22 protein-coding genes and 1 tRNA gene are annotated in these 26395 nt (G+C 69.5%); 21 read left to right on the top strand and 2 right to left on the bottom strand.

Going from position 1 to position 26395, the window contains the following annotated elements; translation table 11 throughout:
* Positions 1-189: 189 nt before the first annotated feature.
* Positions 190-2208 (top strand): chaplin family protein, encoded by a 2019-nt coding sequence (locus tag ACIBI9_RS24825; protein ID WP_397224675.1) that lies wholly within the window; start codon positions 190-192, stop codon positions 2206-2208.
* Between the two features lie 118 nt (positions 2209-2326).
* Here the strand turns inward: ACIBI9_RS24825 and ACIBI9_RS24820 are convergent, their stop codons facing one another.
* Positions 2327-2494, bottom strand: coding sequence for a DUF5703 family protein (locus tag ACIBI9_RS24820; protein ID WP_225963818.1), 168 nt, complete (start codon positions 2492-2494; stop codon positions 2327-2329).
* Between the two features lie 208 nt (positions 2495-2702).
* Here ACIBI9_RS24820 and topA point away from each other — a divergent pair, with 208 nt between their 5' ends.
* From topA to ACIBI9_RS24750, 14 genes are all read left to right on the top strand, one after another.
* The gene (gene topA, locus ACIBI9_RS24815; protein ID WP_397224673.1) at positions 2703-5387 is read left to right on the top strand and encodes a type I DNA topoisomerase; all 2685 of its coding nucleotides are present in this window, start codon (positions 2703-2705) and stop codon (positions 5385-5387) included.
* A 58-nt stretch (positions 5388-5445) separates the two neighbouring features.
* The gene (locus tag ACIBI9_RS24810; protein WP_397224671.1) at positions 5446-6663 is read left to right on the top strand and encodes a metallophosphoesterase; all 1218 of its coding nucleotides are present in this window, start codon (positions 5446-5448) and stop codon (positions 6661-6663) included.
* Positions 6664-6738: 75 nt separating this feature from the next.
* Positions 6739-7284, top strand: a complete 546-nt coding sequence (locus ACIBI9_RS24805) for a helix-turn-helix domain-containing protein (RefSeq protein ID WP_397224669.1) — start codon at positions 6739-6741, stop codon at positions 7282-7284.
* Between the two features lie 132 nt (positions 7285-7416).
* Entirely contained in the window at positions 7417-9486 is a 2070-nt protein-coding gene (tmk, locus tag ACIBI9_RS24800; RefSeq protein WP_397224667.1) for a dTMP kinase, read from the top strand.
* A gap of 347 nt (positions 9487-9833) precedes the next feature.
* Entirely contained in the window at positions 9834-11006 is a 1173-nt protein-coding gene (locus tag ACIBI9_RS24795) for a DNA polymerase III subunit delta' (protein WP_397224665.1), read from the top strand.
* Positions 11007-11065: 59 nt separating this feature from the next.
* Positions 11066-11977 carry a permease-like cell division protein FtsX gene (locus ACIBI9_RS24790; RefSeq protein ID WP_397224663.1) on the top strand — a complete coding sequence of 304 codons (912 nt, stop codon included), beginning with the start codon at positions 11066-11068 and terminating at the stop codon, positions 11975-11977.
* Between the two features lie 51 nt (positions 11978-12028).
* Positions 12029-12556 carry a sigma-70 family RNA polymerase sigma factor gene (locus ACIBI9_RS24785; protein WP_397224662.1) on the top strand — a complete coding sequence of 176 codons (528 nt, stop codon included), beginning with the start codon at positions 12029-12031 and terminating at the stop codon, positions 12554-12556.
* A complete protein-coding gene (locus ACIBI9_RS24780; protein WP_397224660.1) occupies positions 12553-13596 on the top strand; it encodes a permease-like cell division protein FtsX in 1044 nt (347 codons plus the stop codon). The genes ACIBI9_RS24785 and ACIBI9_RS24780 overlap by 4 nt, the downstream gene beginning before the upstream one ends.
* Before the next feature lie 99 nt (positions 13597-13695).
* Positions 13696-14526, top strand: a complete 831-nt coding sequence (locus tag ACIBI9_RS24775; protein ID WP_397224736.1) for a stage 0 sporulation family protein — start codon at positions 13696-13698, stop codon at positions 14524-14526.
* A gap of 55 nt (positions 14527-14581) precedes the next feature.
* A tRNA-Thr gene (locus ACIBI9_RS24770) sits at positions 14582-14658 on the top strand.
* 68 nt (positions 14659-14726) lie between these two features.
* Entirely contained in the window at positions 14727-15353 is a 627-nt protein-coding gene (locus tag ACIBI9_RS24765; RefSeq protein WP_397224658.1) for a class I SAM-dependent methyltransferase, read from the top strand.
* Between the two features lie 172 nt (positions 15354-15525).
* Entirely contained in the window at positions 15526-16473 is a 948-nt protein-coding gene (locus tag ACIBI9_RS24760; RefSeq protein WP_397224656.1) for a phosphotransferase family protein, read from the top strand.
* A gap of 29 nt (positions 16474-16502) precedes the next feature.
* On the top strand, positions 16503-17063 hold the full coding sequence (locus ACIBI9_RS24755) for a dihydrofolate reductase family protein (RefSeq protein ID WP_397224654.1): 561 nt from the start codon (positions 16503-16505) through the stop codon (positions 17061-17063).
* A 37-nt stretch (positions 17064-17100) separates the two neighbouring features.
* Positions 17101-17625 carry a DUF305 domain-containing protein gene (locus ACIBI9_RS24750; protein ID WP_397224652.1) on the top strand — a complete coding sequence of 175 codons (525 nt, stop codon included), beginning with the start codon at positions 17101-17103 and terminating at the stop codon, positions 17623-17625.
* On the opposite strand, the gene ACIBI9_RS24745 is transcribed toward ACIBI9_RS24750, so the two are convergent.
* Positions 17600-18460: an alpha/beta hydrolase gene (locus tag ACIBI9_RS24745; RefSeq protein ID WP_397224650.1), complete on the bottom strand. Its 861-nt coding sequence runs from the start codon at positions 18458-18460 to the stop codon at positions 17600-17602. The two genes, ACIBI9_RS24750 and ACIBI9_RS24745, sit on opposite strands and share 26 nt — an antisense overlap.
* A gap of 64 nt (positions 18461-18524) precedes the next feature.
* On the opposite strand from ACIBI9_RS24745, the gene ACIBI9_RS24740 reads away from it, so the two are divergent.
* Genes ACIBI9_RS24740 through ACIBI9_RS24715 form a run of 6 tightly spaced genes read left to right on the top strand, consistent with a single transcriptional unit; the run spans position 18525 to position 26393 of the window.
* On the top strand, positions 18525-19226 hold the full coding sequence (locus tag ACIBI9_RS24740) for a FadR/GntR family transcriptional regulator (protein WP_397224648.1): 702 nt from the start codon (positions 18525-18527) through the stop codon (positions 19224-19226).
* Between the two features lie 29 nt (positions 19227-19255).
* Positions 19256-20503 (top strand): ABC transporter substrate-binding protein, encoded by a 1248-nt coding sequence (locus ACIBI9_RS24735; RefSeq protein ID WP_397224646.1) that lies wholly within the window; start codon positions 19256-19258, stop codon positions 20501-20503.
* 31 nt (positions 20504-20534) lie between these two features.
* Positions 20535-21383 carry a carbohydrate ABC transporter permease gene (locus ACIBI9_RS24730; RefSeq protein WP_397224644.1) on the top strand — a complete coding sequence of 283 codons (849 nt, stop codon included), beginning with the start codon at positions 20535-20537 and terminating at the stop codon, positions 21381-21383.
* On the top strand, positions 21380-22189 hold the full coding sequence (locus ACIBI9_RS24725) for a carbohydrate ABC transporter permease (RefSeq protein ID WP_397224642.1): 810 nt from the start codon (positions 21380-21382) through the stop codon (positions 22187-22189). The genes ACIBI9_RS24730 and ACIBI9_RS24725 overlap by 4 nt, the downstream gene beginning before the upstream one ends.
* Positions 22189-25164 carry a glycoside hydrolase family 38 C-terminal domain-containing protein gene (locus ACIBI9_RS24720; protein WP_397224640.1) on the top strand — a complete coding sequence of 992 codons (2976 nt, stop codon included), beginning with the start codon at positions 22189-22191 and terminating at the stop codon, positions 25162-25164. The genes ACIBI9_RS24725 and ACIBI9_RS24720 overlap by 1 nt, the downstream gene beginning before the upstream one ends.
* Positions 25161-26393, top strand: coding sequence for an enolase C-terminal domain-like protein (locus ACIBI9_RS24715; protein WP_397224637.1), 1233 nt, complete (start codon positions 25161-25163; stop codon positions 26391-26393). Before ACIBI9_RS24720 ends, ACIBI9_RS24715 begins: the two co-directional genes overlap by 4 nt.
* Positions 26394-26395: the final 2 nt, after the last annotated feature.

The following is a 26395-nucleotide window of genomic DNA, read 5'->3' as shown; positions in this document are numbered from 1 at the left end:
AGTAACGCGGTTGAGCGCGGTCTGAGACGCCTCTCCGCCGGCGGGTGCACAAACACGTCAGTTCAGCTGTTCGCGAATCCGAGGTCTCCGCTGTGCGCGAAACCTCGCACGGCCTCGGGCTGCCCGCGAACCGTTCCGTTATCCCCCAAGAAGATATCCCCCCAAGAAGAACCACTAGGAGCATTCATCATGCGTACGTGGGCAAAGGCATCTACTCCTGCGGCCCTGCTCGCCGTTGCCGTCATGTCGTTCGGCGGCGGCACCGCCGCCCTGGCCGACACCTCGGGCGACGCGTCCGTCGGCGGCGGCAACCAGGTCGACCTGCCGATCTCCCTGCCCATCGACATCAGCGGCAACTCCGTCGGCGCGGTCGGCAGCTCCTCGGCCTCCTCGCAGGGCGGCGCCGAGGTCGTCAACAAGGGCGGCATCCCCGGCAACCGCACCTCTGGCAACGCCAGCGTGCTCGGCGGCAACCAGGTGAACGCGCCCATCAGCGCCCCGGTCAACGCCTGCGGCAACGCCATCTCCCTGGTCGGCAGGTCCGACGCGGGCTGCAAGGGCGGCGCCGCCGTTCGCAACCAGGGCAAGGGCGGCGCGGGCGGCAACCGTACGTCCGGCGACGCCAGTGTCCTCGGCGGAAACCAGATCACCGCGCCGATCTCCGCGCCGATCAACGCCTGCGGCAACGCGGTCGCGATCTTCGGCGACGCGACGGCGGGCTGCAAGGGCGGCTCCAGCGTCCACAACACCGGAGTGGGCGCGGGCGGCAACCGCACCTCGGGCAACGCGAGCGTGCTGGGCGGCAACCAGGTCGTGGCGCCGGTCTCCGCGCCGGTGAACGTCTGCGGCAACGCCGTCGCGGTCTTCGGCCGGGCGTTCGCGGGCTGCAAGGGCGGCTCGACCGTCACCAACGGCGGCGGCCGGCACGGCTACCACGGCCCGCACGGCCCGCACGGCTCCTCGGGCAACGACACCGACGGGCGCTTCGGGGTGGGCAGCGGCAACCAGGTGATCGCCCCGATCAGCCTGCCCGTGAACGTCTGCGGCAACGCCGTGGGCAACGCTGCCGCCAGGTGCGAGGGCGGCTCCAAGGTCGAGAACACCCGCCGCGGGTCAGGGGCGGGCGGCAACGTCACCTCCGGCCAGGCGGGCGTCCTCAGCGGCAACCAGGTGGTGGCGCCGATCAGCGCGCCCATCAACGTCTGCGGCAACGCGGTGGCCCTGGTCGGGCACGCGTTCGCCGGCTGCAAGGGCGGCGCCCGCGTGAAGAACGGCGGCACCGGCGCCGGTGGCAACCGCACCTCAGACCGGGCCGGCGTGCTGAGCGGCAACCAGATCGTCGCGCCGATCAGCGCCCCGATCAACATCTGCGGCAACGCGGCCGCCGTGCTCGGCGCCTCCAAGGCCCACTGCAAGGGCGGGGCCAAGGTCGACCGCACCGGTGGCGGCGGCAACACCACCTCCGGCCGCGCCGGGGTGCTCGCGGGCAACCAGATCATCGCGCCGATCGCCGCTCCCATCAACGTCTGCGGCAACGCGGCGGCCGTCCTCGGCGACGCCGCGGCCGGGTGCCTCGGCGGGGCCAACGTCGGCAGGCCCGAGTACGGCCACGGATACGTCCGCGGCGGCGTCGAGAGGACGGCCGGGAAGGGCGCCAAGGGCGGGCTGCTGCCCATGCTGCCCGCCGTCCCGGCCCTGGGCGGCGTGCAGGACATCGCCGGCGTCGCCCAGAAGGGCAACGACCTGGCCGGGGTTCCCCAGCAACTCGGCGTGACCGGCAAGCTGCAGGAGGTCACAGGTACGGGTCTGACCTCGGTGCCGCTGGTCGAGGACGCCGCCCAGACGTTCGGCCTGCCGAGCCTGCCCGAGCTGCCCGGCCTGCCCGCCCAGGCGCAGACCCCGGCCCAGCCGAAGAAGAAGACCCACGCGGCCGGCCAGGTCGACGGCGCCGGGCGCCCCGCCTCGTCGAGCAGCGCCGTGTCCGTGCTCGACCCGGCGACCGGCCTGGTGGCCGGCACCCCGGTCGGCGGCGCCGTCACCTCGGCCACCCGCGGCCTGCCGGTCAGCGGCCTGATGAGCGCCGAGCAGCCCGCCGGCCTCGGGGGGATGAACTCCAGCTCCCTGCTCGCCCTCATGATCGGCGCGATGTTCGCCGCCTCGGCCACGCTGTTCGGGACCGCCCGCCGGTTCCGGTTCGGCCGGAAGTAAGGGAATCAGGCAGCACGTAACAAGGACGGCTACCGCTCACAGCCTGTGAGCGGTCAGCGTTAGACGCTTTGCCCGTTCCGGGGGCGCGGCCCGGGGCGGGCAAAGCCATGTCCGGGGTTCACAGCGTGCTGCGTACCCGCATGACCTTGCGACGTAGCCGTACGTGGCGGCTGCCGTCGGGGTACACGCGTACGCGGGCCAGCTCCCACTGCCCGTACTCTGCGTGTTCGGTCAGCAGCTGACGTGCTGCTTCGCGAGTGAGATCGCGTGGAATGAAGATATCCATGTAGGAGTAGTCGAGCACAACGATTAGTCTCCAGGGTGAGTCAGGGCGCCATGCCGCTCGATGGGCCTTATTCTGCGTGCTTGTGGGTGGACCCGGAAGCTAGTGGGTAGCCCGGGGGAAGGAAATTTCCGCGAGTCGGGTTACCTTTCAGTCTGTGCCGACTCCCGGCAGGGGGATTTGCAAAGCGAACAGCGAGGTAGGAAGCAGCGTGCCAGCCAAGAACGGCAGCGCCGGCGGAACACGCCTGGTGATCGTCGAGTCGCCCGCGAAGGCGAAGACGATCGCCGGGTACCTCGGGCGCGGCTACATCGTCGAATCGAGCATCGGCCACATCCGTGACCTTCCGGAGAAGGCCGACGACATCCCCGAGAAGTACAAGGGTGCCCCATGGGCGCGCCTCGGGGTCAATGTCGAGCACGAGTTCGAGCCGCTGTACGTCGTCAACCCCGACAAGCGGTCGCAGGTCAACAAGCTGCGGCAGTTGCTGAAGGACGCCGACGAGCTCTATCTGGCCACTGACGAGGACCGCGAGGGCGAGGCCATCGCCTGGCACCTGCGCGAGGTGCTCAAGCCCAAGGTCCCGGTCCACCGCATGGTGTTCCACGAGATCACCCCGCAGGCCATCCAGGACGCCGTGGCCAACCCGCGCGACCTCAACCTGCGGCTGGTCGACGCCCAGGAGACCCGGCGCATCCTCGACCGCCTCTACGGCTACGAGGTCAGCCCGGTCCTGTGGAAGAAGGTCAAGCCGCGCCTGTCGGCCGGTCGCGTGCAGTCGGTGGCGACGAGGCTGGTGGTGGAGCGCGAGCGCGAGCGCATGGCGTTCACGCCGGCCCACTACTGGGACCTGCAGGCGCTCTTCGACACGAACAAGTCCGAGGAGCGGCCGCGTGACTTCACCGCGACCCTCACGGGGGTCAACGGCAAGCGGGTGGCGCAGGGCCGCGACTTCGCCAGCACCGGGCGGCTCAAGAACGTCGACGTGCTCCACCTGTCCGAGGAGGCCGCGGGCGAGCTGGCCGGGCGGCTGAGGGGCGCGTCGTTCGCGGTCAAGTCCGTCGAGCGCAAGCCGTACACGCGCAAGCCGTACGCGCCGTTCCGGACGACCACATTGCAGCAGGAGGCCAGCCGGAAGCTGGGGTTCTCCGCGAAGTACACGATGCAGGTGGCGCAGCGGCTCTACGAGAACGGCTTCATCACCTACATGCGTACCGACAGCATCACGCTGTCGGAGACCGCCGTGGCGGCCGCGAGGTCCCAGGCGATCAAGCTGTACGGGGCCGCGTACGTGCCCGACAAGCCGCGCGTCTACAGCAGCAAGGTGAAGAGCGCGCAGGAGGCGCACGAGGCGATCCGGCCGTCGGGCGAGGAGTTCCGCACGCCGGGCGAGACCGGGCTGTCGGGCGACATGTTCCGGCTTTACGAGCTGATCTGGCAGCGCACGGTGTCCTCGCAGATGAAGGACGCGGTCGGCGAGTCGATCACGGTCAAGGTGGGCGGCAGGTCGTCGTCGGGCGAGGACGTCGAGTTCAGCGCCTCCGGGCGGACGATCACGTTCTACGGGTTCCTCAAGGCGTACGTGGAGGGGGCCGACGACCCCTCGACCGACCGCGACGACTCCGAGAAGCGGCTGCCCAACCTGGCGGAGGGCGACGCGCTCAGCGTCACCAGGCTCGACGTGGCCGGCCACTCGACCAAGCCGCCCGCGCGTTACACCGAGGCGTCGCTGGTCAAGGAGCTGGAGGACCGCGAGATCGGGCGGCCTTCGACGTACGCCTCGATCATCGGGACCATCCTCGACCGCGGCTACGTGTTCAAGAAGGGCACGGCGCTGGTGCCGTCGTTCCTGGCGTTCGCCGTGGTCAACCTGCTGGAGCAGCATTTCGGCAACCTGGTCGACTACGACTTCACGGCCGAGATGGAGAAGGTCCTCGACGACATCGCCAACGACCGGGCGGAGCGCGTGCCCGAGCTGCAGCGCTTCTACTACGGCTCCGACGGCGACGAGGGTCTGAAGGAGATGGTCACCGACCTCGGTGACATCGACGCCAAGGAGATCAGCTCGTTCCCGGTCAAGGGCACGGACATCGTGCTGCGGGTCGGGCGCTACGGGCCGTACCTCGACAGGGACGGCGCGCGGGTCAACGTGCCCGAGGACATGACGCCCGACGAGCTGACGGCGGAGAAGGCCGAGGAGCTGTTCTCCAGGCCGACGGGCGACCGGGAGCTCGGGCGCGACCCGGTGACCGGCAACATGATCGTGGCCAAGGACGGCCGGTACGGCCCGTACGTGACGGAGGTCCTGCCCGAGCCGCCCGAGGACGAGGCGCCCAAGAGGCGGACGAAGAAGGCCGACGCGCCCAAGCCGCGCACGGCCTCGCTGTTCAAGACGATGTCGCTGGACACGATCACGTTCGAGGACGCGCTCAAGCTGCTGGCGATCCCCAGGCTCGTGGGCGAGCTGGAGGGCGAGGAGGTCGTGGCCTACAACGGCAAGTTCGGCCCGTACCTGAAGAAGGGCACCGACTCGCGCTCGCTGGCCTCGGAAGAAGACCTGCTGACGGTCACGATCGAGCAGGCCAAGGAGCTGTTCGCGCAGCCGAAGCAGCGCGGCCGGCGGGCAGCGGCGGCGGCGCCGCTGCGCGAGCTGGGCGCCGACCCCAACTCCAAGAAGCCCATTGTGGTGAAGGAGGGGCGGTTCGGGCCCTATGTGACCGACGGCGAGACGAACGCGTCGCTGCGCAAGGGCGACACGGTCGAGGACATCACGACCGAGCGGGCGGCCGAGCTGCTGGCCGAGCGGCGCGAGCGGGCGCCGGCGGCCAAGAAGACCACCACGAGGAAGGCGCCGGCGAAGAAGGCTCCCGCGAAGAAGCCGGCGACCAAGTCGTAGGGCGAGCCGCGAGACTTGCGGGGCCACCGGACGCGGCCCCGCAAGTAGCATCAATGCTGTGATCGTCTTGTTCTTCGCGGGCCTGATCCTGCTGGCACACCTTTATCTGTGGCAGCGGATGGTCCGTTCCACCACCGGCCCCGGGCGGCTGCGCAAGGCGCTGACATGGGTCGTGGTGGGGCTGACGGTGCTCGTCGTGGCCACGTTCGCGGCCACGCGGATGGACTTCGGGCACTGGCTGGCCTGGCCGGGCTACGTCTGGCTGGCGCTGATGTTCTACCTGATCGTCTTCCTCGTGGTGCTGGAGGTGCCGCGGGCGGTGGCCGCGCTCGTCCTGGGCAGGGCCTCGCGGAAGGCCGTGACGCTCGAAGCGGCGCCGGTGCCCGTGCCCGCCATGGCGGGCGCCCCGGCGCCCCCCGAGCCCGCCCCCGTGGCGGCCCCGATCAGCAGGAGGCTGTTCCTGGGGCGGACCACAGCCGCCATCGCGGGCGTCGGAGCGCTGGGCACGGTCGGGTACGGCATGACGAGCGCCCTGGGCGACCCCGTGATCGAACGCGTGAAGGTGGCCCTGCCGAAGCTGGATTCGCGGCTCAGCGGCCTGCGGTTCGCCGTGGTGAGCGACATCCACCTGGGGCCGCTCACGGGCAGGGCGCACACCGAGCGGATCGTCCGCATGATCAACGGCCTCGAGGCCGACGTGGTGGCGATCGTGGGCGACCTGGTGGACGGGTCGGTGGCCCAGCTGGGGCCGCTGGCGCAGCCGCTGAAGAGCCTGGAGTCCCGCTACGGGGCATATTTCGTGACCGGCAACCACGAATACTTCGCTCCCAGCGGCCCTCTGGAGTGGATCGAGGAGCTCGGTCAGCTCGGCGTACGCTCGCTGCGAAACGAGCGCGTGGAGATCAGGCACCAGGGCGCCGTGCTCGACCTCGCCGGGGTCAACGACCTCAACGGCGCCTCCGCGGGCGACGGGCCCGACTTCGACAAGGCGCTGGGCGGCCGGGACACCACCCGGTCCACGGTGCTGCTGGCGCACCAGCCGGTCCAGGTCGACCAGGCCGCTCGCCACGGCGTCGACCTGCAGCTCTCCGGCCACACGCACGGCGGGCAGATCGCGCCGTTCAACCTGGTGGTGGGCCTGCAGCAGCCCGTGGTCTCCGGCCTGGCCACGGTCGACGGGGTGCAGGTCTACGTCACCAGGGGCGCCGGGTTCTGGGGCCCGCCGGTGCGCGTCGGGGCGCCGCCCGAGATCACGCTGCTGGAGTTGCGCAGCTGACTTTCCGCGATCCACTGGTCACCTGCGGTCATGATGGCGTAGAGTATCCGACCGGATACTGATCGGAGGTGGGGCATGGTCTCCTCGCCTATGGAGGTGGCGCACGCCGCCTTCTGGGCCCAGCGCGGCGGGCAGCTGTTCAAGCAGGCCAGGCATGCCGCGAGCATGAATCAACGCGTCCTGGCCAGCGTGAGCGGCACGTCGAGGACCACGCTGTCGGCCTACGAGCACGGCAGGAAGTCACCGACGCTGGAGACCGCGGGGCGCATTCTCGACGCTGCCGGCTTCCGGCTGGCGCTGGAGGCCAAGGTCGAGTTCGCGGCCCGCGCGGGCGACGGGCGGACGTTCCACGTGCCGAGCCGGTTGCGGCGGCTGCCGATCGGGGCGGCGCTGGGCGTCGTGCGGCTGCGGGAGCGGGTCTACGACCTGGCCGACCGGGAGGCCCGCCGGGCCGCCTACACCGTGCTGCTGTGCGAGGGCGAGCCTCAGGAGCTGCTCGATCACGTCGACGGGGTGCTGCTCGTCGAGCTGTGGGGCGAGCTGGAGCTGCCCGCGGAGATCCGTGCGGAGTGGGGGCCATTGGTGGAAGAGGCCCGTCTTGAGGCCGGAGTTATGAATTGATGATGCTTTTGGGGGCCTATTCGAGGTCTGTAACCTGCACGCTGGCCCGCGAACGTAATACCCTCAGCCCCGAGTCTGCCGGGAATATCCGGCTGGTCTGTTGTCCGCCCACTTCCTGGATACGCTGAAATCATGACTGCCCCTGGCCGAAGCCGCCCGGCCCACGTGCTGGCCAATGCGCCGTTTCGACGGCTTTGGATGGCCATGTCGGTGTGCAGCCTGGGCGACTGGCTCAACATCCTGGCGCTGACCGCCCTGGCCGGTAATCTCACACAGAGCGACTACCGTCTGCAGTCGCTGGCGGTCGGCGGGGTGTTCATCGCCAAGATGCTGCCCGCCGTGCTGCTCGGGCCGCTCGCGGGTGTGTTCGCCGACCGGTTCGACCGGCGGCTGACGATGGTCGTGGCCGACCTAACCAGGTTCGCCGTGGTGCTGTCGATCCCGTTCGTCCGCAGCTACCAGTGGGTGATCGTCGCGACCGTCCTGGTCGAGTGCGTCAACCTGTTCTGGGTCCCGGCCAAGGACGCCACAGTCCCCAACCTGGTGCGCAAGGAGCAGCTCGAGTCGGCCAACCGGCTCAACCTGCTGGTCACCTACGGCACCGCGCCGGTCGCGGCCATGCTGTTCGCGGCGCTGTCGGTGGTGGGCGGCGTGCTCACGAGCGTGGTGCCGTTCATGTCCGGCCAGGACGCCACGTCGCTCGCGCTGGTCGTCAACGCCTGCGCCTACCTCGTCTCGGCCGTCCTGATCTTCACGCTGCGCGACATCCCCCGGCGCGACGGCGCCATCTCCACGCCCTCCGTCCTCAAGCAGATCGTCGAGGGCTGGCGCTTCGTGGGCGGCAACCGGCTGGTGCGCGGGCTGATCATCGGCATGCTGGGGGCGTTCGCCGCGGGCGGCGCCGTGGTCGGCGTCGCGAAGATCTACGTCGAGGCGCTCGGCGGCGGCGACGCGGCCTACGGCGTCGTGTTCGGCGCGGTCTTCGTCGGCATGGCGCTGGGCATGTTCTTCGGCCTCAGGCTGCTGCGCGAGCTGTCGCGGCGGCGGCTGTTCGGCCTGGCCATCACCTTCGCCGGGCTCGTGCTGGTGGCCACCGCGCTGGTGCACAACCTGGTGATCGTGGCCATGCTGACCGTGCTGCTGGGGGCGTGCGCGGGCATCGCGTGGATCATCGGCTACACGATGATCGGGCTCGAGGTCGAGGACGGGCTGCGGGGCCGTACGTTCTCGTTCCTGCAGTCCACGGCGCGGGTGACCCTGCTGCTCGTGGTCGCCGTGGCCAACCCGCTGGCGGCGATCTTCGACGTCCACTGGCTGCGGTTCGGCGAGTTCGCCTACCGGTTCGACGGCTCCAACCTGGTGCTGGTCATCGGCGGGGTGCTCGCCATGGTCGTGGGCGTCCTCGCGCTGCGCCACATGGACGACAGGAAGGGCGTCTCCCTGGCCGGCGACCTGATCGCGGCGGTGCGCGGCGAGCGCTTCCCGGCCGAGGCGGCCGAGGCGGTGCCCGGGCTGTTCGTGGCGTTCGAGGGCGGCGAGGGGTCGGGCAAGACCACCCAGTCGCGGCTGATCGCCATCTGGCTGCGCGACCAGGGCTACGACGTGGTGCAGACGCGCGAGCCGGGCTCGACCAAGGTCGGCATGCGGCTGCGGGCGATCCTGCTCGACGCGGCCGAGCGCGGGCTGTCGGCGCGCTCCGAGGCCCTGCTCTACGCCGCCGACCGGGCCGAGCACGTGGAGAAGGTGATCCGTCCCGCGCTCTACCGGGGCTCGCTCGTGATCACCGACCGCTACGTGGACTCGTCCCTGGCCTACCAGGGGGCCGGCCGGGCGCTCGACCCCAAGGACGTGTCCAAGATCAACGCTTGGGCCACCGGCGGGCTGGTCCCGCACCTGACGGTGCTCATCGACACGCCGCCGCAGGTGGGGCTGACCCGGCTGGGCGGGGCCGCCGACCGGATCGAGTCGGAGCCGCTGGACTTCCACGAGCGGGTGCGCAAGGAGTTCCGGGCGCTGGCCGCGGCGGCGCCCGAGCGTTACCTGGTGGTGGACGGCACGCTGGCGCCCGAGGTGATCACCCGCCAGATCCAGGACCGGATCCGCGACATTCTGCCGGACCCGGTGCCGCAGGAGTCGGAGGACGCCACGGGGACGATGCCCGCCATCCGCGGCGACTGGACGATGCCCACCATCCGCGACTAGCCCCTTCTTCGGGTAAGGGGGGCGGGAACGGTGTCTCCTCGGGAGACGGCAGACGTCCCCCGGGGGATGGCGTTTTCGGCGATGAGCGGCGTTTCCTGGGGGCGGCGGACGTTCCGTGGGTGGGTGGCGTTACCCGGCCATGAGCAGTGTCTCGCGGGGTGAGCGGCGTCGTCCGGAAGTGCGTTTCGTGGGGACGGCGGACGTCCCGAGGGTGAGTGGCGCCTTCGGAGATGGGCCGTGTACCCCGGGATCAGCGGCGGCTTCCGGAAGTGGGTGGCGATTTCTTCCGGTGTCGTCGGGGGGCGCGTACGGGCGTGGGGAGTGCCGTCGGCGGTTAGCCTTACGTCGTGGCAGTTTTCGATGACCTCGTCGGGCAGGACCAGGCGGTGGCTGTGCTGTCGCGGGCCGCGGCGGCGGCCGGGGAGGTCGTCAGGGGTGGGCGCGGCGCGGGCATGACGCACGCGTGGCTGTTCACCGGGCCGCCGGGTTCGGGCCGGGAGGACGCCGCCCGCGCCTTCGCCGCCGCGCTGCTCTGCCCCGACGGCGGGTGCGGCCACTGCGACCAGTGCCATCAGGTGTTCGTCGGCTCCCACCCCGACCTGGAGTCCGTACGCCCCCAGGGCCTGTCCTACAGCGTCAAGCAGACCCGTGAGCTCATCCTGCGGGCGGCCGGGGCGCCGACGCAGGGGCGGTGGCGGGTCATCCTGTTCGAGGACGCCGACCGGGCCACGGAGTCCGCCGCCAACGCCCTGCTCAAGGCCATCGAGGAGCCGCCACCGCGTACGGTCTGGCTGCTGTGCGCGCCCGCCCCCGACGACCTCATGATCACCATCAGGTCGCGCTGCCGGGTGGTCAACCTGACCACCCCCGCCACGGAGGCCGTCGCCCATGTGCTGGCCACGCGCGACAGCGTGCCGCCGGACGTGGCCAGGTTCGCCGCCAGGGCCGCGCAGGGGCACATCGGCAGGGCGCGGGCGCTGGCGCTCGACGAGGGCGTCAGGCGGCGTCGTGAGGCCGTCCTGGGCATCCCACGCTCGCTGACCGGGGTGGGGGAGTGCGTCTCCGCCGCCGAACGGCTGGTCAAGACGGCGGAGGAGGAGGCCGCCGTGGCCACGGCCGCGCTCAACGAGAACGAGACCACCGAGCTGCGCAAGCTCTACGGCGAGGGGTCCACGGGCAAGGGGCTCAACCGAGGGCTGGTACGCGGCGGGGCCGGGGCTCTGAAGGAGCTGGAGGACCGGCAGAAGTCCCGGGCCACCCGGATCAAGCGCGACTCGCTGGACGCGGCGTTGCTGGAGCTGGTGGCGTTCTACCGGGACGTGCTGGCCATGCAGTTCGGGGCCAGGGTCGAGCTGGCCAACGACGACCTCCGCTTCGACCTCGACCAGCTGGCCAAGGTGGCCACGCCCGAGGAGACGCTGCGCCGGATCGACGCGATCATGCAGTGCCGGGAGCGGCTGGCCGCGAACGTCAACCCGCAGATGGCCGTCGAGGCGATGATGCTGTCGCTGCGTTCCTGACCCGTGATCAAGGGGCACTAGGCTGCCCGGGTCGATCGCGTGCAGGATGAGGAGCGGCAGTGGCTGAAGAGGCGCCCCGGGGTTTACGACCGTTGATCGCCGCGCTGCTGGCCGGACTGTCGGTCCTCGTGAGTACGCCGGCCGCGGCGAACCCGGTGCCCGCCCCGGAGGTCAGTGTGAGCGACGAGTGGGAGATCGCCGTCTTCCTGTGCACTCCGACCACCTACGGCTGCCACAAGCGCGCCGCCACGGCGAAGCAGAAGCAGGCGCTCAGGACGTTCCTGGAGTCCAGGCCGGAGCTGAGCGGGGTCCGGTTCGTCGATCGGGCGAGCGCGTACGAGAGCTTCCGCCACGACTTCGCCGGCAACAAGGCGCTGCTCAAGGCCGTACGGGCGAAGGATCTGCCGGAGTCGTTCCGCCTGCGGGTGAAGAAGGGGGCCGACCGGGATCGGTTGTGGCTCGCGGTGAATCGGCGGCCCGGAGTGGGCAAGATCGTCGACCAGGCCGAGATCTATGGCGATCCGCAGGCTATGGCGTCGGAATGGGACATCTCTGTCTTCATGTGCGTGAAGGAGTCGGCCATGCCGGCCTGCCTGTCCGGCCGTGGCAAGGCGAACGGGAGGATTGCGACTCTCAAGGAGAAGAAGGCCGTAGTCAAGGCGATCGAGGGCACGCCCGGGGTCGAGACGTACATCTTCGAGGACCAGGCGACGGCGTACCGGAACTTCGTCGAGAGCTACGCCGACAACGAGTCGCTCGTGAGCGCTGTCAACCTGTCGGACATTCCTGAGTCGTACCGGCTGAGAATGCGGCCCGAGGTCGACTGGAACGCGGTGAGCCGCAGGCTGGCCCGGCTGCCAGGGGTGAGCCAGGTGTACAACCTGAGATGCACGGCCGCCCAGCTCAAGCTCCTCGCGGAGTACGGGCGTCGTGACCTGCCCGACAGCAAGGTCTGCGCGCCGCGTCGGTAAACCCGTAGGGTGACGCGAGCAGCAGATGGGGCTGACGGGCGTCTCTGATACGTGGAAGTCGAACTACTCACCCAACAAGAGGCTCTGGCGCGGCAACGGGTCGACGTGGCGTCGATCTTCGCCGAGCACCACGTGGGCCTCGTACGGCTTGCCCTGATCATGGTCGGCGATCGGGCGACCGCGGAGGACGTCGTACAGGAGGCGTTCGCCCGCACCCACGCCGGGCGCGGCCGGTTGCGCGACGCGAACAAGGCGCTGGCTTATGTCCGCTCAGCGGTGCTCAACGGGTGCCGGTCGGTGCTGCGCCGGCGGGCGACCGTGTTCCGGCGGGTGGTGCCGTACGAGCCGCCCGTCTGGTCGGCGGAGAGCGCCGCGCTGCTGGGCGAGGAGCGGCGCGGGGTGCTGCTCGCCCTGCGTGAGCTGCCGCGCAGGCAGCGGGAGGCGCTCACGCTCCGCTACTACCTCGACCTGTCCGACCAGGAGATCGCCGACACCATGGGCATCGGCGCCAGCACGGCCAGGTCCACGATCGCACGGGGGCTGGCCGCCCTCGCCCGGGCACTCGGGGAGGATTCATGAACAGCGCGATGGAAGACAGGCTGCGCGAGGCCCTCGCCGAGGCGGGGGCGACGGTGGACGCCGGCACGCTCAAGCCGTTGAGGGCACCGGAGCGGCGGCGGTTCAGGGTGGATTTCCGGCTGGTGGCGGTGGCGGCGACCGTGGTGCTCGCGGGGGCGGCGACCACTGTCGGGCTCCTGAGCGGTCCGGGTGGCGAGGACCGCGCGGTGGCGGCCGATCCGAGGTCCGGCGAGCGGGAGGTGGTCGTCTTCCTGTGCGCGAAGTCGTCGGACCGGGAGCGGACGTCGTGCAAGGGCGGTGCCGGCAACGAGGAGAAGCGGAAGATCGAGGCGGCCGTGCGGAAGGTGCCGGGGGTCAGAGAGGTGTTCTACGCGGATCAGAGCACGGCGTACCAGAACTTCCGGCGCGATTTCGCGGGCAACAAGGCGGTCCTGGCCGCTGTTGACGTCGAGGACCTCCCCGATTCATTCACGTTGACCCTCAGGAAGGGAGCCGATCCGCGCCGTGCGCAGGAGGCGCTGCGTGGGGTGCCCGGGATCTTGACCGTTCAGGAAGTGACGCCCTACGTCGCCACTCCGGCGGACAAATGGGATGTCAGTGTCTTCCTTTGCGCCCCCTCGTCGGGCATGCCGTCCTGCGGCGCCGAGCGTAAGTCCGACGGCAAAGGCAGCTTCACCGTCACGAAGGAGGGGAAGGGCGTCACGCCCGCGCAGATCAAGGCCATTCAGAGGCTGATCGCATCGATGCCCGGCGTCAAGGAGGCGATCTTCGAAAGCCAGGAGGAGGCCTACGAGAACTTCCGCCGCCTGTACAAAGACAACAAGGCGCTGCTCGACGCCACAAAAGTCAGCGACATGCCCCAATCGTTCAGAATCAAGCTGCTGCCTGACGCGGACTGGAGCAAGATCGTCAGCAAGCTGAGGCGGGAACCAGGGGTGAGCCAGGCTGTCTACCAACGATGCCTGCTCGACATCAGCCGGCTTGAGGACCGCTACGGGGTGACCTTGCCCGAGAGCAAGGTGTGCCCGGTGGACAAGTGATCCGGCTCCCCCCTCACTCTCCGCGCGCTGCACACGTAATGTGGCAGGGAAGGTCGTACGACCCCTAGGCCGTCAGGAGGCGAGCTCGAGCCCATGGGAATGATCATGGCCGTGAGCTTCACCCGTTACGGGAGGCTCTACTACCTCGATCCCGGCGAGCACAGCCCGAAAGTGGGCGACAAGGTGCTCGTGCCGACCGATTCGGGTCCAGAGGTGGCGGAGTGCGTCTGGGCGCCGCAGTACACGAGCGAGGACGTCGAAGGGCTGCCCCTGTGCGCGGGCCTGGCGGGCGAGGAGCACCTGGCCCGCGACGAGACCAACAAGCGCCGCAGGGCCGAGGCCCGCAGCGTGTCGAAACGGCTGATCAAGCGGCACACGCTGCCGATGAAGGTGGTCGGGATCGACTACCTCGACGAGGACAACGTCTACACGGTCTACTTCTCGGCGCCGCACCGGGTCGACTTCCGCGCCCTGGTCCGCGACCTGGCCCGCAACCTGCGGGCCAGGGTCGAGCTGCGGCAGATCGGGCCGAGGGACGAGGCGCGACTGCAGGGCGGCATCGGGCCCTGCGGCCGTGACCTGTGCTGCGCCACGTTCCTGAAGGACTTCGAGCCGGTCTCCGTACGCATGGCCAAGGACCAGGACCTTCCGGTCAATCCGCTGCGGATCGCGGGGGCGTGCGGGCGGCTCATGTGCTGCCTGAAGTACGAGCACCCGCTCTACCAGGAGTTCCGCGCCTCGGCTCCCCGGTCGGGGGCCAACGTGGAGACCCCGCAGGGGCCGGGCGTCGTGGTGGGCCACAACGTTCCGTCCGACTCCGTGGTGGTGCGCCTCAACGACGGGGGGCGGCGCTGCGCCTGCTCCAAGGCCAGCGTGTGCGCGCCGCGCAAGGCGTACGACTCGACGTACGGGGATCCGGCCGAGGCGTGATCGAGGGAGCGAGTACCCCTCCGGCTCCTGTAGACTCTTCCAAGTCGCAGAGCACGCCGCCTTAGCTCAGTCGGCCAGAGCACTTCACTCGTAATGAAGGGGTCTGGGGTTCGAATCCCCAAGGCGGCTCCAGATTGGAAGCCCTCTCGGATGATCCGGGAGGGCTTCTGTGTTCTTAGCGGGTGACTACGATTGGCGCGATGAGCGTGCGCTACGACGACGTGATCGGCCCCCTCCGGACCGCATATGACGGTGGCGCCAAGCGACGTGATGTCAGCGGCAAGACCCCGTGGAAGCTGGCGGAGCGGGAGGCGTTCCTGAGCCGTCTGCAGGGTGACAGGTGCGGGCGACTGCTGGAGGTCGGTGCCGGAACGGGCCAGGACAGCGCGTACTTTCAGGAAAACGGCTTGGCAGTCGTGGCCGTCGATCTGTCCCCTGCCATGGTGGCGCTCTGCCGGGAGAAGGGCATCGAAGCCCACGTCATGGACTTCCTGAGCCTGGATTTCGCACCGGGGTCATTCGATGCCGTGTATGCGATGAACTGCCTGCTGCACGTGCCGGACAGTGACCTTCCCGTGGTCATGGATGCGATCTGCACGCTCATGCGGCCCGGTGGCCTGTTCTTTCTTGGTGTGTACGGCGGAGGCGATCTGGAGGGGGAGGGGCCGTACGAGGGCGATGATCACGACCCTCCCCGATTCTTCTCGTTCCGTGGCGACGCGCAGCTTCAGGAACACGCTCGCAGGTCTTTCGAGATCGTGGACTTCCACGCCGTAGGGTCTGGTCGTGCTCGGTTTCAGTCGCTGACGTTGCGACGTCCTGAGTAGTCGAGCGGCCTCAACGATGTGAACACCGAATGGGTGCAGGAGAGAAGCACCTTCCCCGCAGAACGGTGTCCAGTACCCTGCCGAATGGATCTCATGGGTATCAAGGCGCGGTGCGCCATCGTATGCAGGTAGAAGGGGTCCGAAGAGACCGCTTTTCCTGGGGGAGCAACTGATGGATGGGCAGCGGTTCGCCGAGATCGCGCGTGCGGCCTTCGGGAAAGGGCGTCGGCCGGCAGGGGTCGAGCGGCTCAGGGGCGGGAGCAAGAAGGGCGTTTATCGGCTCTCGTTCGACGATGACGGGCCCGGCGCGATCGTCTATGTGTGGTCCGAGGAGGAGGACTTCTGGCCCGTCGCGTCGAACGCCGACCCGGAGACCCCGTTCGGCCACGCGTCCGGGCTGCGGTTCTTCGAGGCCGCACATGGCCGGTTGAGCGGCCTCGGGGTGCGGGTGCCCGAGGTCTACCTTGTGGACCGGCCGGGGGACGTCGTGGTGGTCGAGGACGTGCGCGGAGGGACGCTGGAGGCGTTGTTGCGCGACGACCCCACGAGGGCGGGCCGGGTGATGGATCGGCTGGCGGCGAGCCTCGTGGCCATGGGGCGGGAGCGGGCGCCGTGGGTGGGGAAGATCGAGGGGACACGGCGGCCGTCCGCGGTCGAGGTCGTGCTGGAGCAGGCGCTGCGGGACCTGGACGAGGCAGCCGTACGGGTCGAGAGGATCGGCGCGGTCCGGGAGGACTTCGAGAGCGCGCTGCGGGAGATGGCCGCGGGCGTGCGGCCGCGGGCGGATTACGGGCTCATCCATGGGGAGCTCGGGCCCGATCACGTGCTGGTGGACGATCACGACGTGCCGGTGCTGATCGACCTCGAAGGCACGATGTTCTTCGACGCCGAATGGGAGCACGTCTTTTTGCGGATCCGGTTCCACGAGCATTACGAGCGGCTGCGCGTCGACGGGCTGGACGAAGGCCGGATGCGGCTGTACGCGCTGGCTCAGCATCTGTCGCTCACCGCGGGGCCGCTCCGGCTGCTCGACGGGGATTTCCCGGACCGGGAGTTCATGCTGGGGATCTCGAAGTTCCACAGCGGGGAGGCGCTCGAGTTCCTCGCGAAAGGGCGATGAGTTCCGCGGGCCGGAGTAGTCCTAAAGGCATGCGGAAAATCATCTATTCGATGCTGATCTCCCTCGACGGCTACGTGGAGTCCCCCAACGGCGACATCGGCTGGACCGCGCCCGACGACGAGGTCCACGCGTTCTTCAACGACATGTCCCGCGAAATGGGCGGCTCCCTGTACGGCCGGCGCCTCTACGAGAACATGTCCGCCTACTGGCCCACCGCCGACCAGCGCCCCGACGCCTCTGCGCTCGAGGTCGACTTCGCCAGGACCTGGCGGGCCATGCCCAAGTACGTCTTCTCCAAGACCCTCGACAAGGTCGGCTGGAACAGCACGCTCGTCACCGGCGACCTCAAGGAGGAGGTGACCAGGCTCAAGCAGCAGGACGGCGGCAACCTCGACCTGGGCGGGGCCACGCTGGCGGGGAGCGTGCTGCGGCTCGGGCTGGTGGACGAGTTCCGCATCTGCATCCACCCGCTCGTGCTCGGCGCGGGCAAGCCGTTCTTCCCCCGGCTCGACTCCTCCATCAGGACCCGGCTGCTGGAAACCCGGGCGTTCCCCTCGGGCATCGTTTACCTTCGCTACGAAGTCACGTAGCCTGACAGGAAACTCTTAGGAAGGTTTCCTATCGATAATGCGCGCGCTGCCCGCCTTAGCGGCCCTGCTGCTCATCACCGCCTGCGGTTCGGCCTGGACCCCGGAGCCTCCGGTCAACGCCGAGGACGTGATGTTCGTGCAGATGATGGTGCCGCACCACCGGCAGGGCATCGAGATCGCCAAGGTGGGGACGGAGCACGCCACCACGCCCGAGCTCAGGACGCTGGCCTCGGCCATCGCCAGCACGCAGCAGAGCGAGGTCGAGCGGATGCTGCGCTGGCTGCACTCCTGGGACCAGCCGCTCGCGCCCCCGAACGGCGCGCACGACCACCACGGAGGCATGCCCGAGACCGACGTCAAGCGGATCCAGGCGCTGCGGAAGTCCAAGACCTTCGAGCGCGACCTGCTCAACCTGCTCATCGCGCACCAGGACGACGCCGTGCAGATGGCCGCCGCCGAGGTGGCGGGCGGGGCGAACCCGGCCGTTCAGGAGTGGGCGGGGCAGGTGCGGACCTCGCGCAAGGGGCAGATCGACATCATGATGAAGCTGCTGGAGCGGTGAGGAAATCCCGGAGAGCCCGCTCGTAGCGGGCCTGGTCGACGTTCCAGGAGCCCACGTGGCCGCCGCCCTTCGTGCGTACGAGCGTCACCAGATCGGGCCGCAGCTTCGCGAACCGCAGCGACGGCTCGACGGGCACGCTGGCGTCGTCGTCCACGAAGAGCAGGATCGGCTGCCTGAACTCCTTCGCGTGCCGCACGTGGTCGAGGTCGTCGAGCGAGATCCCCGTACGCCGCTCCACCACGAACTTGCCCACCGAGGCCAGCCAGATCGGCACCCCCCGCTGCCGCGCGCCCAGGTCGATGGGCGCGTTCCAGTCCATGACCGGGCTGTCCAGGATCAGGCCCTTGATCGGTTCGCCAGGTAACATCCTGGCCGCCATCGGAGCGATGCCCCCGCCCATCGAGAACCCGTACAGCACCACGCCGGTCGCCCCCTGGCCGCGGGCGTAGGAGATGGCCGCGGCGACCTCGCGCCACTCGGTGGCGCCGAGGTGGAACTTGCCGTCCTCGCCGGCCGGTGCGTTCTCGTCGTTGCGGTAGCTGATCGCCAGCACCGGCATCCCCAGCGAGTGGAAGACGGGCAGGAAGCGCAGCGTCTCGGAGGCGTTCGCGTTGCGGCCGTGCACGGCGATCACCCAGGTCTTCGAGGTGCCGGGGGTCCGCCAGGCGGGGAAGTCGCCTAACTCGCCGCGGATCGACATCGTCTCGTACGGCAGGCTGAGCGCCGAGCGCGGGTTTTCGTGGCCCCAGATCCAGCGGTCGAAGGCCGGAGCAACGAGCAGCCCGCGCCGCCCAGCCCCACCAGCGCGAGGACCGCCAAGACGGCCATGATCCACGCCAGCGCACGTCTCATGACGAAATCATAGACGCCCACACGAATAAGTGATTAGATCACTTGATATGTCCGAGGTAACGCGGCCGACACTGTCCGACGCTCTGACCGAGCGCATGCTGGAGCTCATCCGTACGGGAGGGCACCGGCCCGGCGACAGGCTGCCCTCGACCAGGGAGCTCTCCCAGCGCTTCGCCGTCACCACCCCGACACTGCGCGAAGCGCTCCGCAGGCTCGAGGCCACCGGGGCCATCGAGATGCGGCACGGCTCCGGCATCTACGTCGGAGCCGACATCGAGCGGATGGTCCTGCCCAACCCGAACATGCGCGAGATGCACGCCGCCCAGCTCCTGGAGCTGCTCGGCGCGCGGATCGTGATCGAGCCGCCGCTGGCCGCGATGGCCGCGCAGAACGCCGGCCCCGAGGAGCTGGCCCCGCTCAAGCGGGTGCTCGAAGAGGCGGGCAGGCACCTGCGCGGCCACGACGCCCTCCTGCACGACGCGAACATGTCCTTCCACCGGGCGACGGCCCGGCTGGCCGGCAACAGCGTGTTGCACGAGGTCGTCGATTCGCTGCTCACCGTCCACGGACCCGAGCAGCAGGAGATCCTGCAGATCTTCGACGACCGGCGCCGCGACTACGACGAGCACCTGGCGATCCTGGAGGCCATCGAAGCACGCGACGCGGCGCAGGCCGAGGAGCGCATGCGGGCCCACCTGGTGGACGTGAAGACGGTTATAGAGCACAGGTTGCAATCACCCCTGATGTAACACCCCTGAAGAAACAAGGAGGCCGGTCCATGTTCCGGTCACGTGTGGTCACGCTCGGCGTGGCGGCGCTCGTCCTGACCGCCTGCGGCGGAAACGGCGCCGAGACGCAGAAGAAGAGCGAGCTGACCCTGTACAACGACAAGGGCGCTTGGACGAAGTATTTCGATGAGATGGGCGCCCTGTCCAAGCAGAGCATCGGCCTGGGCATGAAGCCGACGGGATACACGGACTCGGCCCAATACCAGGCGTTCATCAAGGCGTCGTTCCGCACGAACGTCAAGCCTGACCTGTTCACCTGGCAGACCGGGGGGATGCTGGAAGAGATCGTCAAGCAGAAGCAGGTGGCCGACACCACGGACATCTGGCAGCAGGCGATCCAGGCCGGCGACCTGTCGAAGGACCTCGCGCCGTACTACACGATCGACGGCAAGCAGTACTGCGTGCCGATGAACGTCGCGTACTGGGGCATGTTCTACAACAAAAAGATCTTCGACAAGTACGGTCTCACGGCGCCGAAGACGTGGGACGACCTGGTCAAGGTGGCCGACACGCTGAAGAAGAACGGCGTCAAGGCCTTCTACCACACCAGCGTGCTGTTCTCCTTCGTCTGGTTCGAGCAGCTCATGGCCGGCTCCGACCCCGACCTGTACGACCGCCTGGCCACCGGCAAGGCCAAGTACACCGACCCGGGCGTGGTCCAGGTGATGGAGAAGTGGAAGTCGCTCATCGACGCCGGATATTTCATCAACCCTGGCGACAAGACGGACCCGGGTGACGTGCTGAAGAACGGCAAGGCGGCGATGGTCTCCTTCGGCACCTGGTTCAACACCAGCATGACCCAGCGCAACATGAAGCCCGGCGAGGACTACGACTTCTTCGTCATCCCCAACGTCAACCCCTCGCTGCCAAAGACCTCGATGATCTTCGAGAGCGGCCCGCTCTGCTCTCTGACCAAGGGTGCCGACCCCGCCGCCAACCAGAAGTACCTCAAGTGGTGGACCACGCCGGAGGCGCAGGAGAAGTGGGCGACCAGCAGGGGAGACGTGAGCGCCAACCCCAAGGTGAGCATCTCCGACAAGGTGCTCAGCACCGTCACGAAGGACGCGGGCAGCGGCCAGTACCGCCTGGTCAACCGGTACTTCGAGGCCACGCCGCCACCGGTCCTGACGGCCGCGCTGGACGGGTTCGGCAAGTTCGTGACGGAGCCCGGCAGCTACAAGGAGGTCCTGGACACCATCCAGAAGGCCGCCGACGAGTACTGGAGCACCCATCAGTGAGCGCCGGAGCGACCGAGCCGGAGTGGAGGCCATGAACACGCGGGCACCCATACTCGGGCGGTTCGGGTATGGCTATGTGGCGCCGGCGGTCCTGCTGGTCGCGGGTCTGCTCTACGCGCCGTTCCTGTGGACGGCCTACCTCAGCTTCACCCGCTACGACGGCCTGGAGCCGGCCCAGTGGATCGGCGTGCACAACTTCGGCAAGCTGCTCGACGACCCGGCCCTGCTCACCTCGGTCCGCAACACGCTGTTCTGGGTCATCGGCACGATGGTGCTGCCCGTCGGGCTCGGCCTGCTGGTCGCGGTGCTGTCGTACGACATCAAGGGCGGTATGTGGTTCCGGGTGCCGTTCCTGCTGCCGTACGCGCTGAGCGGCGCCGGCCTGGCCATGGTGTGGAGCCCGATCCTGTCGCACGACGGCATCGCCAACAAGCTGCTCGGCGTGGACACCGCGTTCCTGCAGGAGGCGCCGGTCAACACGCTGGCGATGCTGCTGGTCTGGACGTGGCAGCAGCTCGGCGTCAACATGCTGCTGTTCGTGGTGGGGCTGCAGTCGATCCCGAAGGAGCCGATCGAGGCCGCCCGGCTCGACGGGGCCGGTGGGTGGCGGCTGTTCAGGTACGTCATCTGGCCGCTCATGAGGCCGCTGACCGCGGTCGTGGTCGGGCTCGCGCTGGTGGCCAGCCTGAAGACGTTCGACATCGTGTGGGTGCTGACGCAGGGCGGCCCGGGGCGCAACTCGGAGACGCTGGCGGTGACCATGTACAAGGAGACGTTCGTGGCCAGCGACTACGGCTACGGCTCGGCCGTGGCGGTGATGCTGACGGTCGTCACCGGGCTGGCGTCCTACCTCTACCTCAAGCGGCAGGTGGCCCAGTGATCCGGCGTGCCGCCCTGGTCGTGCTCGGGCTGGTCTGGCTCGGGCCGACGTACCTGCTGCTCGTGAACGCCTCGCGCCCGGCCAGTTCGTACGACCCGGGCCGGGCGTGGGAGCCCTCGTCCGACTTCGCGCTGTTCGAGAACTTCGCGCGGGCGCTCGACAGCGCCAACCTGACGCAGAGCCTGGCCAGCACCGCGCTCTATGCCGTCGTCTCGCCCCTGCTGGCGGTGATCATCGGGGCGCTGGCCGGGTACACGATCGTGGTGCTGAGGCTCCGGCACGGGTTCTTCTGGTTCATCCTGATCTTCGGCGGCACGGTCTTCCCCTCGCAGATGCTGCTCGTGCCGCTGTTCGTCGGCTACAGCGACGCCGGCCTGTACGACAGCCGCCTCGGCATGATCCTCATCTACACGGCGATCAGCGTGCCGCTGGCCGCCTTCGTGCTGCGCAACTTCTACACTGGCGTAGCGTTCTCGATCTTCGAGGCGGCCAGGATGGACGGCGCCTCCACCTGGCGCATCTTCTGGGGCATCTACCTGCCCATCTCGCTCAGCGCGCTGACGGCGGTGTTCATCCTGGAGTTCACCTTCGTCTGGAACGACCTCATCTTCGGTCTGACCCTGACCCAGACCGAGGACGTGCGGCCGGTGATGACCGCCATCGCCGGCCTCATGACCGACGTGTACGCCGGGACACCCGTGCCCGTCGGCCTGGCCGCGGGGCTCGTGGTCTCGCTGCCGACCGTCGTGCTGTTCCTCGCCACCCAGCGCCTCTTCGCCAGGGGCCTGTCTCTAGGGAGTGTTTGATGACGAGCCGGTTGCTCCAGCGGAGCCTGGGCAGTCCCGACTATGACGGGATCAGGCAGGCGCTGCGCGACGACACCTCGACACCGGTGATCAGCGTGCGCGGGCTGGAGGTTCGGGTCGCGGTGCTGCCGCTGTTCACCCACGACGGCCGGCAGGCGGTCAGGGTGTCGAGCACCGAGCCGCTGACCCACGTGCTGGTGGGCGTGGACAGCGCGTCGGGCAGCGACGTGACGCTGCTGGTGCCCGAGGTGGACGCGCCGCGCGTGCTCACGCTGGAGTGCCGCGACGACGCGGGGGTGGTCGGCACCGCGCAGGTCACGGTGACCCCGCAGCGTAAGTGGAGCGTCTTCGTCGTCCACCACTCGCACCTGGACATCGGCTACACCGACCCGCAGGGCACGGTGCTCCGTCACCACCTCGACTACCTGGACGCGGCGCTGCGGCTGGCCGAGGAGACCGCGTCCTGGCCGGACGACGCGAAGTTCCGCTGGACGGTCGAGTCGTCGATGCCGGCGCTGAAGTGGCTGGCCGCGCGGCCCGCCGAGATGGTGGAGTCCTTCGCGCAGAAGGCCCGCGAGGGCGTGATCGAGGTGACCGCGCTGCCGTTCCAGCTCCACACGGAGGCGTGCTCGACCGAGGAGCTGCACCGCCAGCTCCGCTTCACCACCCAGCTCGAGGAGAAGTACGGCTTCGCCACCAGGTCCGCCATGCACACCGACGTGCCGGGCGCGGTCGTCGGCCTGGTGGACGCGCTGCACGCGCACGGCGTGCGTTACCTGGCCGCGGCGCACAACTGGGCCGGTCGCTCCGTGCCCTACCTGCACGGCGGCGACAAGCTGACCAGGCCGTTCCGCTGGCGGGCGCCGAGCGGCAACGAGATCATCGTCTGGTTCACGGACACGCCGCACGGCATGGCGTACATGGAGGGCAACACGGTCGGGCTGACCGACTCCTACGAGCTGGCCGACGACCTGCTGCCGCGTTACCTGTCCGCGCTGGCCACGCGGGGCTATCCGTACGGGCCGGGGACGTTCGGCTGGCAGGGGCCGGACGCGCCGAAGGAGCCGTACGAGCTGGATGTGCTGCACCTGCGGGTGCAGGGCGCGCACGCCGACAACGCGGGCCCGTCGATCGTGCCCGCGTCGATCGCGCGCCGGTGGAACGAGGAGTGGGCTTACCCGCGCCTGCGCTCGGCCGTGAACAGCGACTTCTTCGAGCACGTCGAGGAGCGCTACCACGACCAGTTGGCCGTGCACCAGGGCGACTGGACCGACTGGTGGGCCGACGGCCTCGGCTCGGGCGCGCGCCCGCTCGGCTACGTGCGCCGGGCGCAGTCGGCCCTGCGGGTCGCCGAGACGCTGCACACGCTGGCCGGGGTGGACGCGACCGAGCAGGTGGACGCGGCCTACGACAAGGTCGCCCTGTTCAACGAGCACACCTGGGGCGCGGCCAACCCGTGGGAGGACGCCGAGGAGGCGGGCGACTCGGGCGGCCTGCAGTGGACGCGCAAGTCGTCCGGTGCCTACGACGCCCAGGACGACGCGGCCGACCTGCTGCACGCCGCGGTCCGCAGGTTCGGCGCCGCGCTGTCGGAGGCGGGCACCGAGGGCGGCGCGCTGGCCTCGTTCGCCGTCTTCAACCCCGGCACGTGGACGCGGACCGACGTGGTCCGCACATTCCTGCCGAGGGACGTGGTGGGGGTGGACGTGCCGATCGCGCTGGTGGACTCGCGGACCGGGGAGACGCTCCCGCACCACGAGGAGTTCGTGCACCCGGACGACTGGCCGACCCGGCCCATCGGGCGGCACGTCCACGCGGTCGTCCCCGACGTACCCGGCTTCGGCTACGCCCGCCTCGACGTCGTGCCCGGCGTGAACCAGGCCCCTGAACCGGTCGAGCTGGACTTGAGCGGGGTGATCGAGAACGAGTTCTACCGCGTGGCCTACGACGTCCGCGAGGGCTACATCGGCTCGATCTTCGACAAGCGGGCGGGCCGCGAGCTGGTCAACGGCGACGCGGCGGCCGGCTTTGGCCAGTACGTCTACGACCAGTACGCCACCGCCCCGCATTTCAACCATTTGTCGGGACACGTCGGAGCACACGACCGCACGCTCCTCGGCGACCGGGCCATCGGCAAGGGCGCCACGATCACCAAGGCCCAGCGCACGGCCGTCGGCGAGAAGCTGGTCGTCGAGCTGCACGGCAAGGGCGTCGACTGGATCCGCACGACGATCGAGCTGCACGGCGGCGTGCCCAGGATCGACCTGACCTACCAGCTCGCCAAGCAGGGCACCCCCGCCAAGGAGGCCGTCTTCCTGGCCTTCCCGTTCGCCGCCGGGGCGGCCACCGCGTGGGAGCTGACCGGCGGCGTCGGGGGTCCCGACGTGCCGCGCGTGCCCGGCTCGGCCGAGTACATGCTGCCGATCAGGCACTGGATCGCGTTCGAGGACCCCGAGCTGACCGTCGCCTGGGCCACGCTGGAGGCGCCGCTGGTGCAGCTCGGCACCATCCACATGCCGTACGCGCCGTTCCCGCCGACCCTCGACCAGGAGGACGGCACGGTCTACTCGTGGGCACTCAACAACATCTGGGACACCAACTTCCCGGCCCAGCAGCAGGGTGAGACCACGTTCCGCTACGCCGTGACCTCGGCGGCCGGGGCTCACGGGAGGAGGCTCGGTGCGGCGGCGGCCTCTGGGCTGACCGAGCCGTTCGTCGGCGCGCTCATCACCGACAGCCCCGACGTCACCGAGACGTACGTGTCCGTCGACCATCCCGACGTGCTCGTCACGTCCCTCGGGCAGGCGGGTGACGAGCGCGTGGTGCGGCTGCAGTCGCTGGCCGCCGAGCCGGTCGAGGTGACGGTCGGCCTGCCGGGCCTGCGCTCGGCCCGCGGGCTCGACGTGGTGGACGAGACGGTCAAGGTACGGCTGCCCGCCTGCGGGGTGGCCGTTGTTTGGGGGACGTGTTCGTGAAGATCGTTGACATCAGGGCCACGACGGTCGCGGTCCCGCTGGAGGCGCCGCTGCGGCACAGCAACGGCGCCCACTGGGGCCGGTTCGTGCGCACGATCGTCGAGGTCGAGGCCGACAACGGGCTGGTGGGCCTGGGCGAGATGGGAGGCGGGGGCGAGAGCGCGGAAGCGGCGTTCCGGGCGCTGATGCCGTACCTGAAGGACCATGACCCCTTCCAGCTGGAGGCGCTGCGCTTCAAGATCGCCAACCCGACGGCCTCGCTCTACAACAACAGGACGCAGCTCCTCGCGGCCATCGAGTTCGCCTGCATCGACCTGATCGGGCAGCACCTGGGCGTGCCCGCGCACGACCTGCTCGGCGGGCGGATCCGCGACGCCGTGCCGTTCGCCTCCTACCTGTTCTTCCGGTACGCGGCCGAGGGCTACGGCGAGATCCGCACGCCCGATCAGCTCGTCGAGCACACCAAGCACCTCAAGGACGCCCACGGGTTCACCGTCCACAAGCTCAAGGGCGGCGTGTTCCCGCCGGACCACGAGCTGGAGTGCTACCGGGCGCTGGCCGAGGCGTTCCCCGACGACCGGCTCAGGTACGACCCGAACGCCGTGCTGTCGGTGGCCGAGGGGCTGCGCTTCGGCCGGGCCATCGAGGGGCTGAACAACGACTACCTGGAGGACCCGGTCTGGGGGCTCGAGGGGCTCAGGACCATCCGCGAGCAGGTCAGGGTGCCGCTGGCGACGAACACCGTCGTCGTCAACTTCGAGCAGCTCGCCTCCAACGTCATGCGCAGGGCCGCCGACGTGGTGCTGCTGGACACGACGTTCTGGGGCGGGATCAGGCCGTGCGTGAAGGCGGCGGGGGTGTGCGAGACGTTCCAGCTCGGGGTGGCCGTGCACTCCTCGGGCGAGCTGGGCATCCAGCTGGCGACCATGCTGCACCTCGGCGCCGTGCTGCCGAACCTCACCTACGCCGCCGACGCGCACTACCACCAGCTCAGGGACGACGTGATCGAGGGCGGGAAGCTGGCGTACTCGGAGGGCGCCATCGCCGTGCCGTCCGGCCCCGGGCTGGGGGTGCGGCTGGATCCCGAGCGGGTCGCCCGTTATGCCGAGTTCTACCGGGAGACGGGCGGCTATCCGTACGACCGGGACCCCGGGCGGCCCGGCTGGTACGCCACGGTGCCGAACGAACGGTTCGCCGATCCCACCGTGTCCCTTGATATAGCTCCATAATT

The organism is Nonomuraea sp. NPDC050451, from assembly GCF_044458585.1.
The sequence above is the reverse complement of the archived record's forward strand: the minus strand, read 5'-3'. Positions and strand labels throughout refer to the sequence as shown.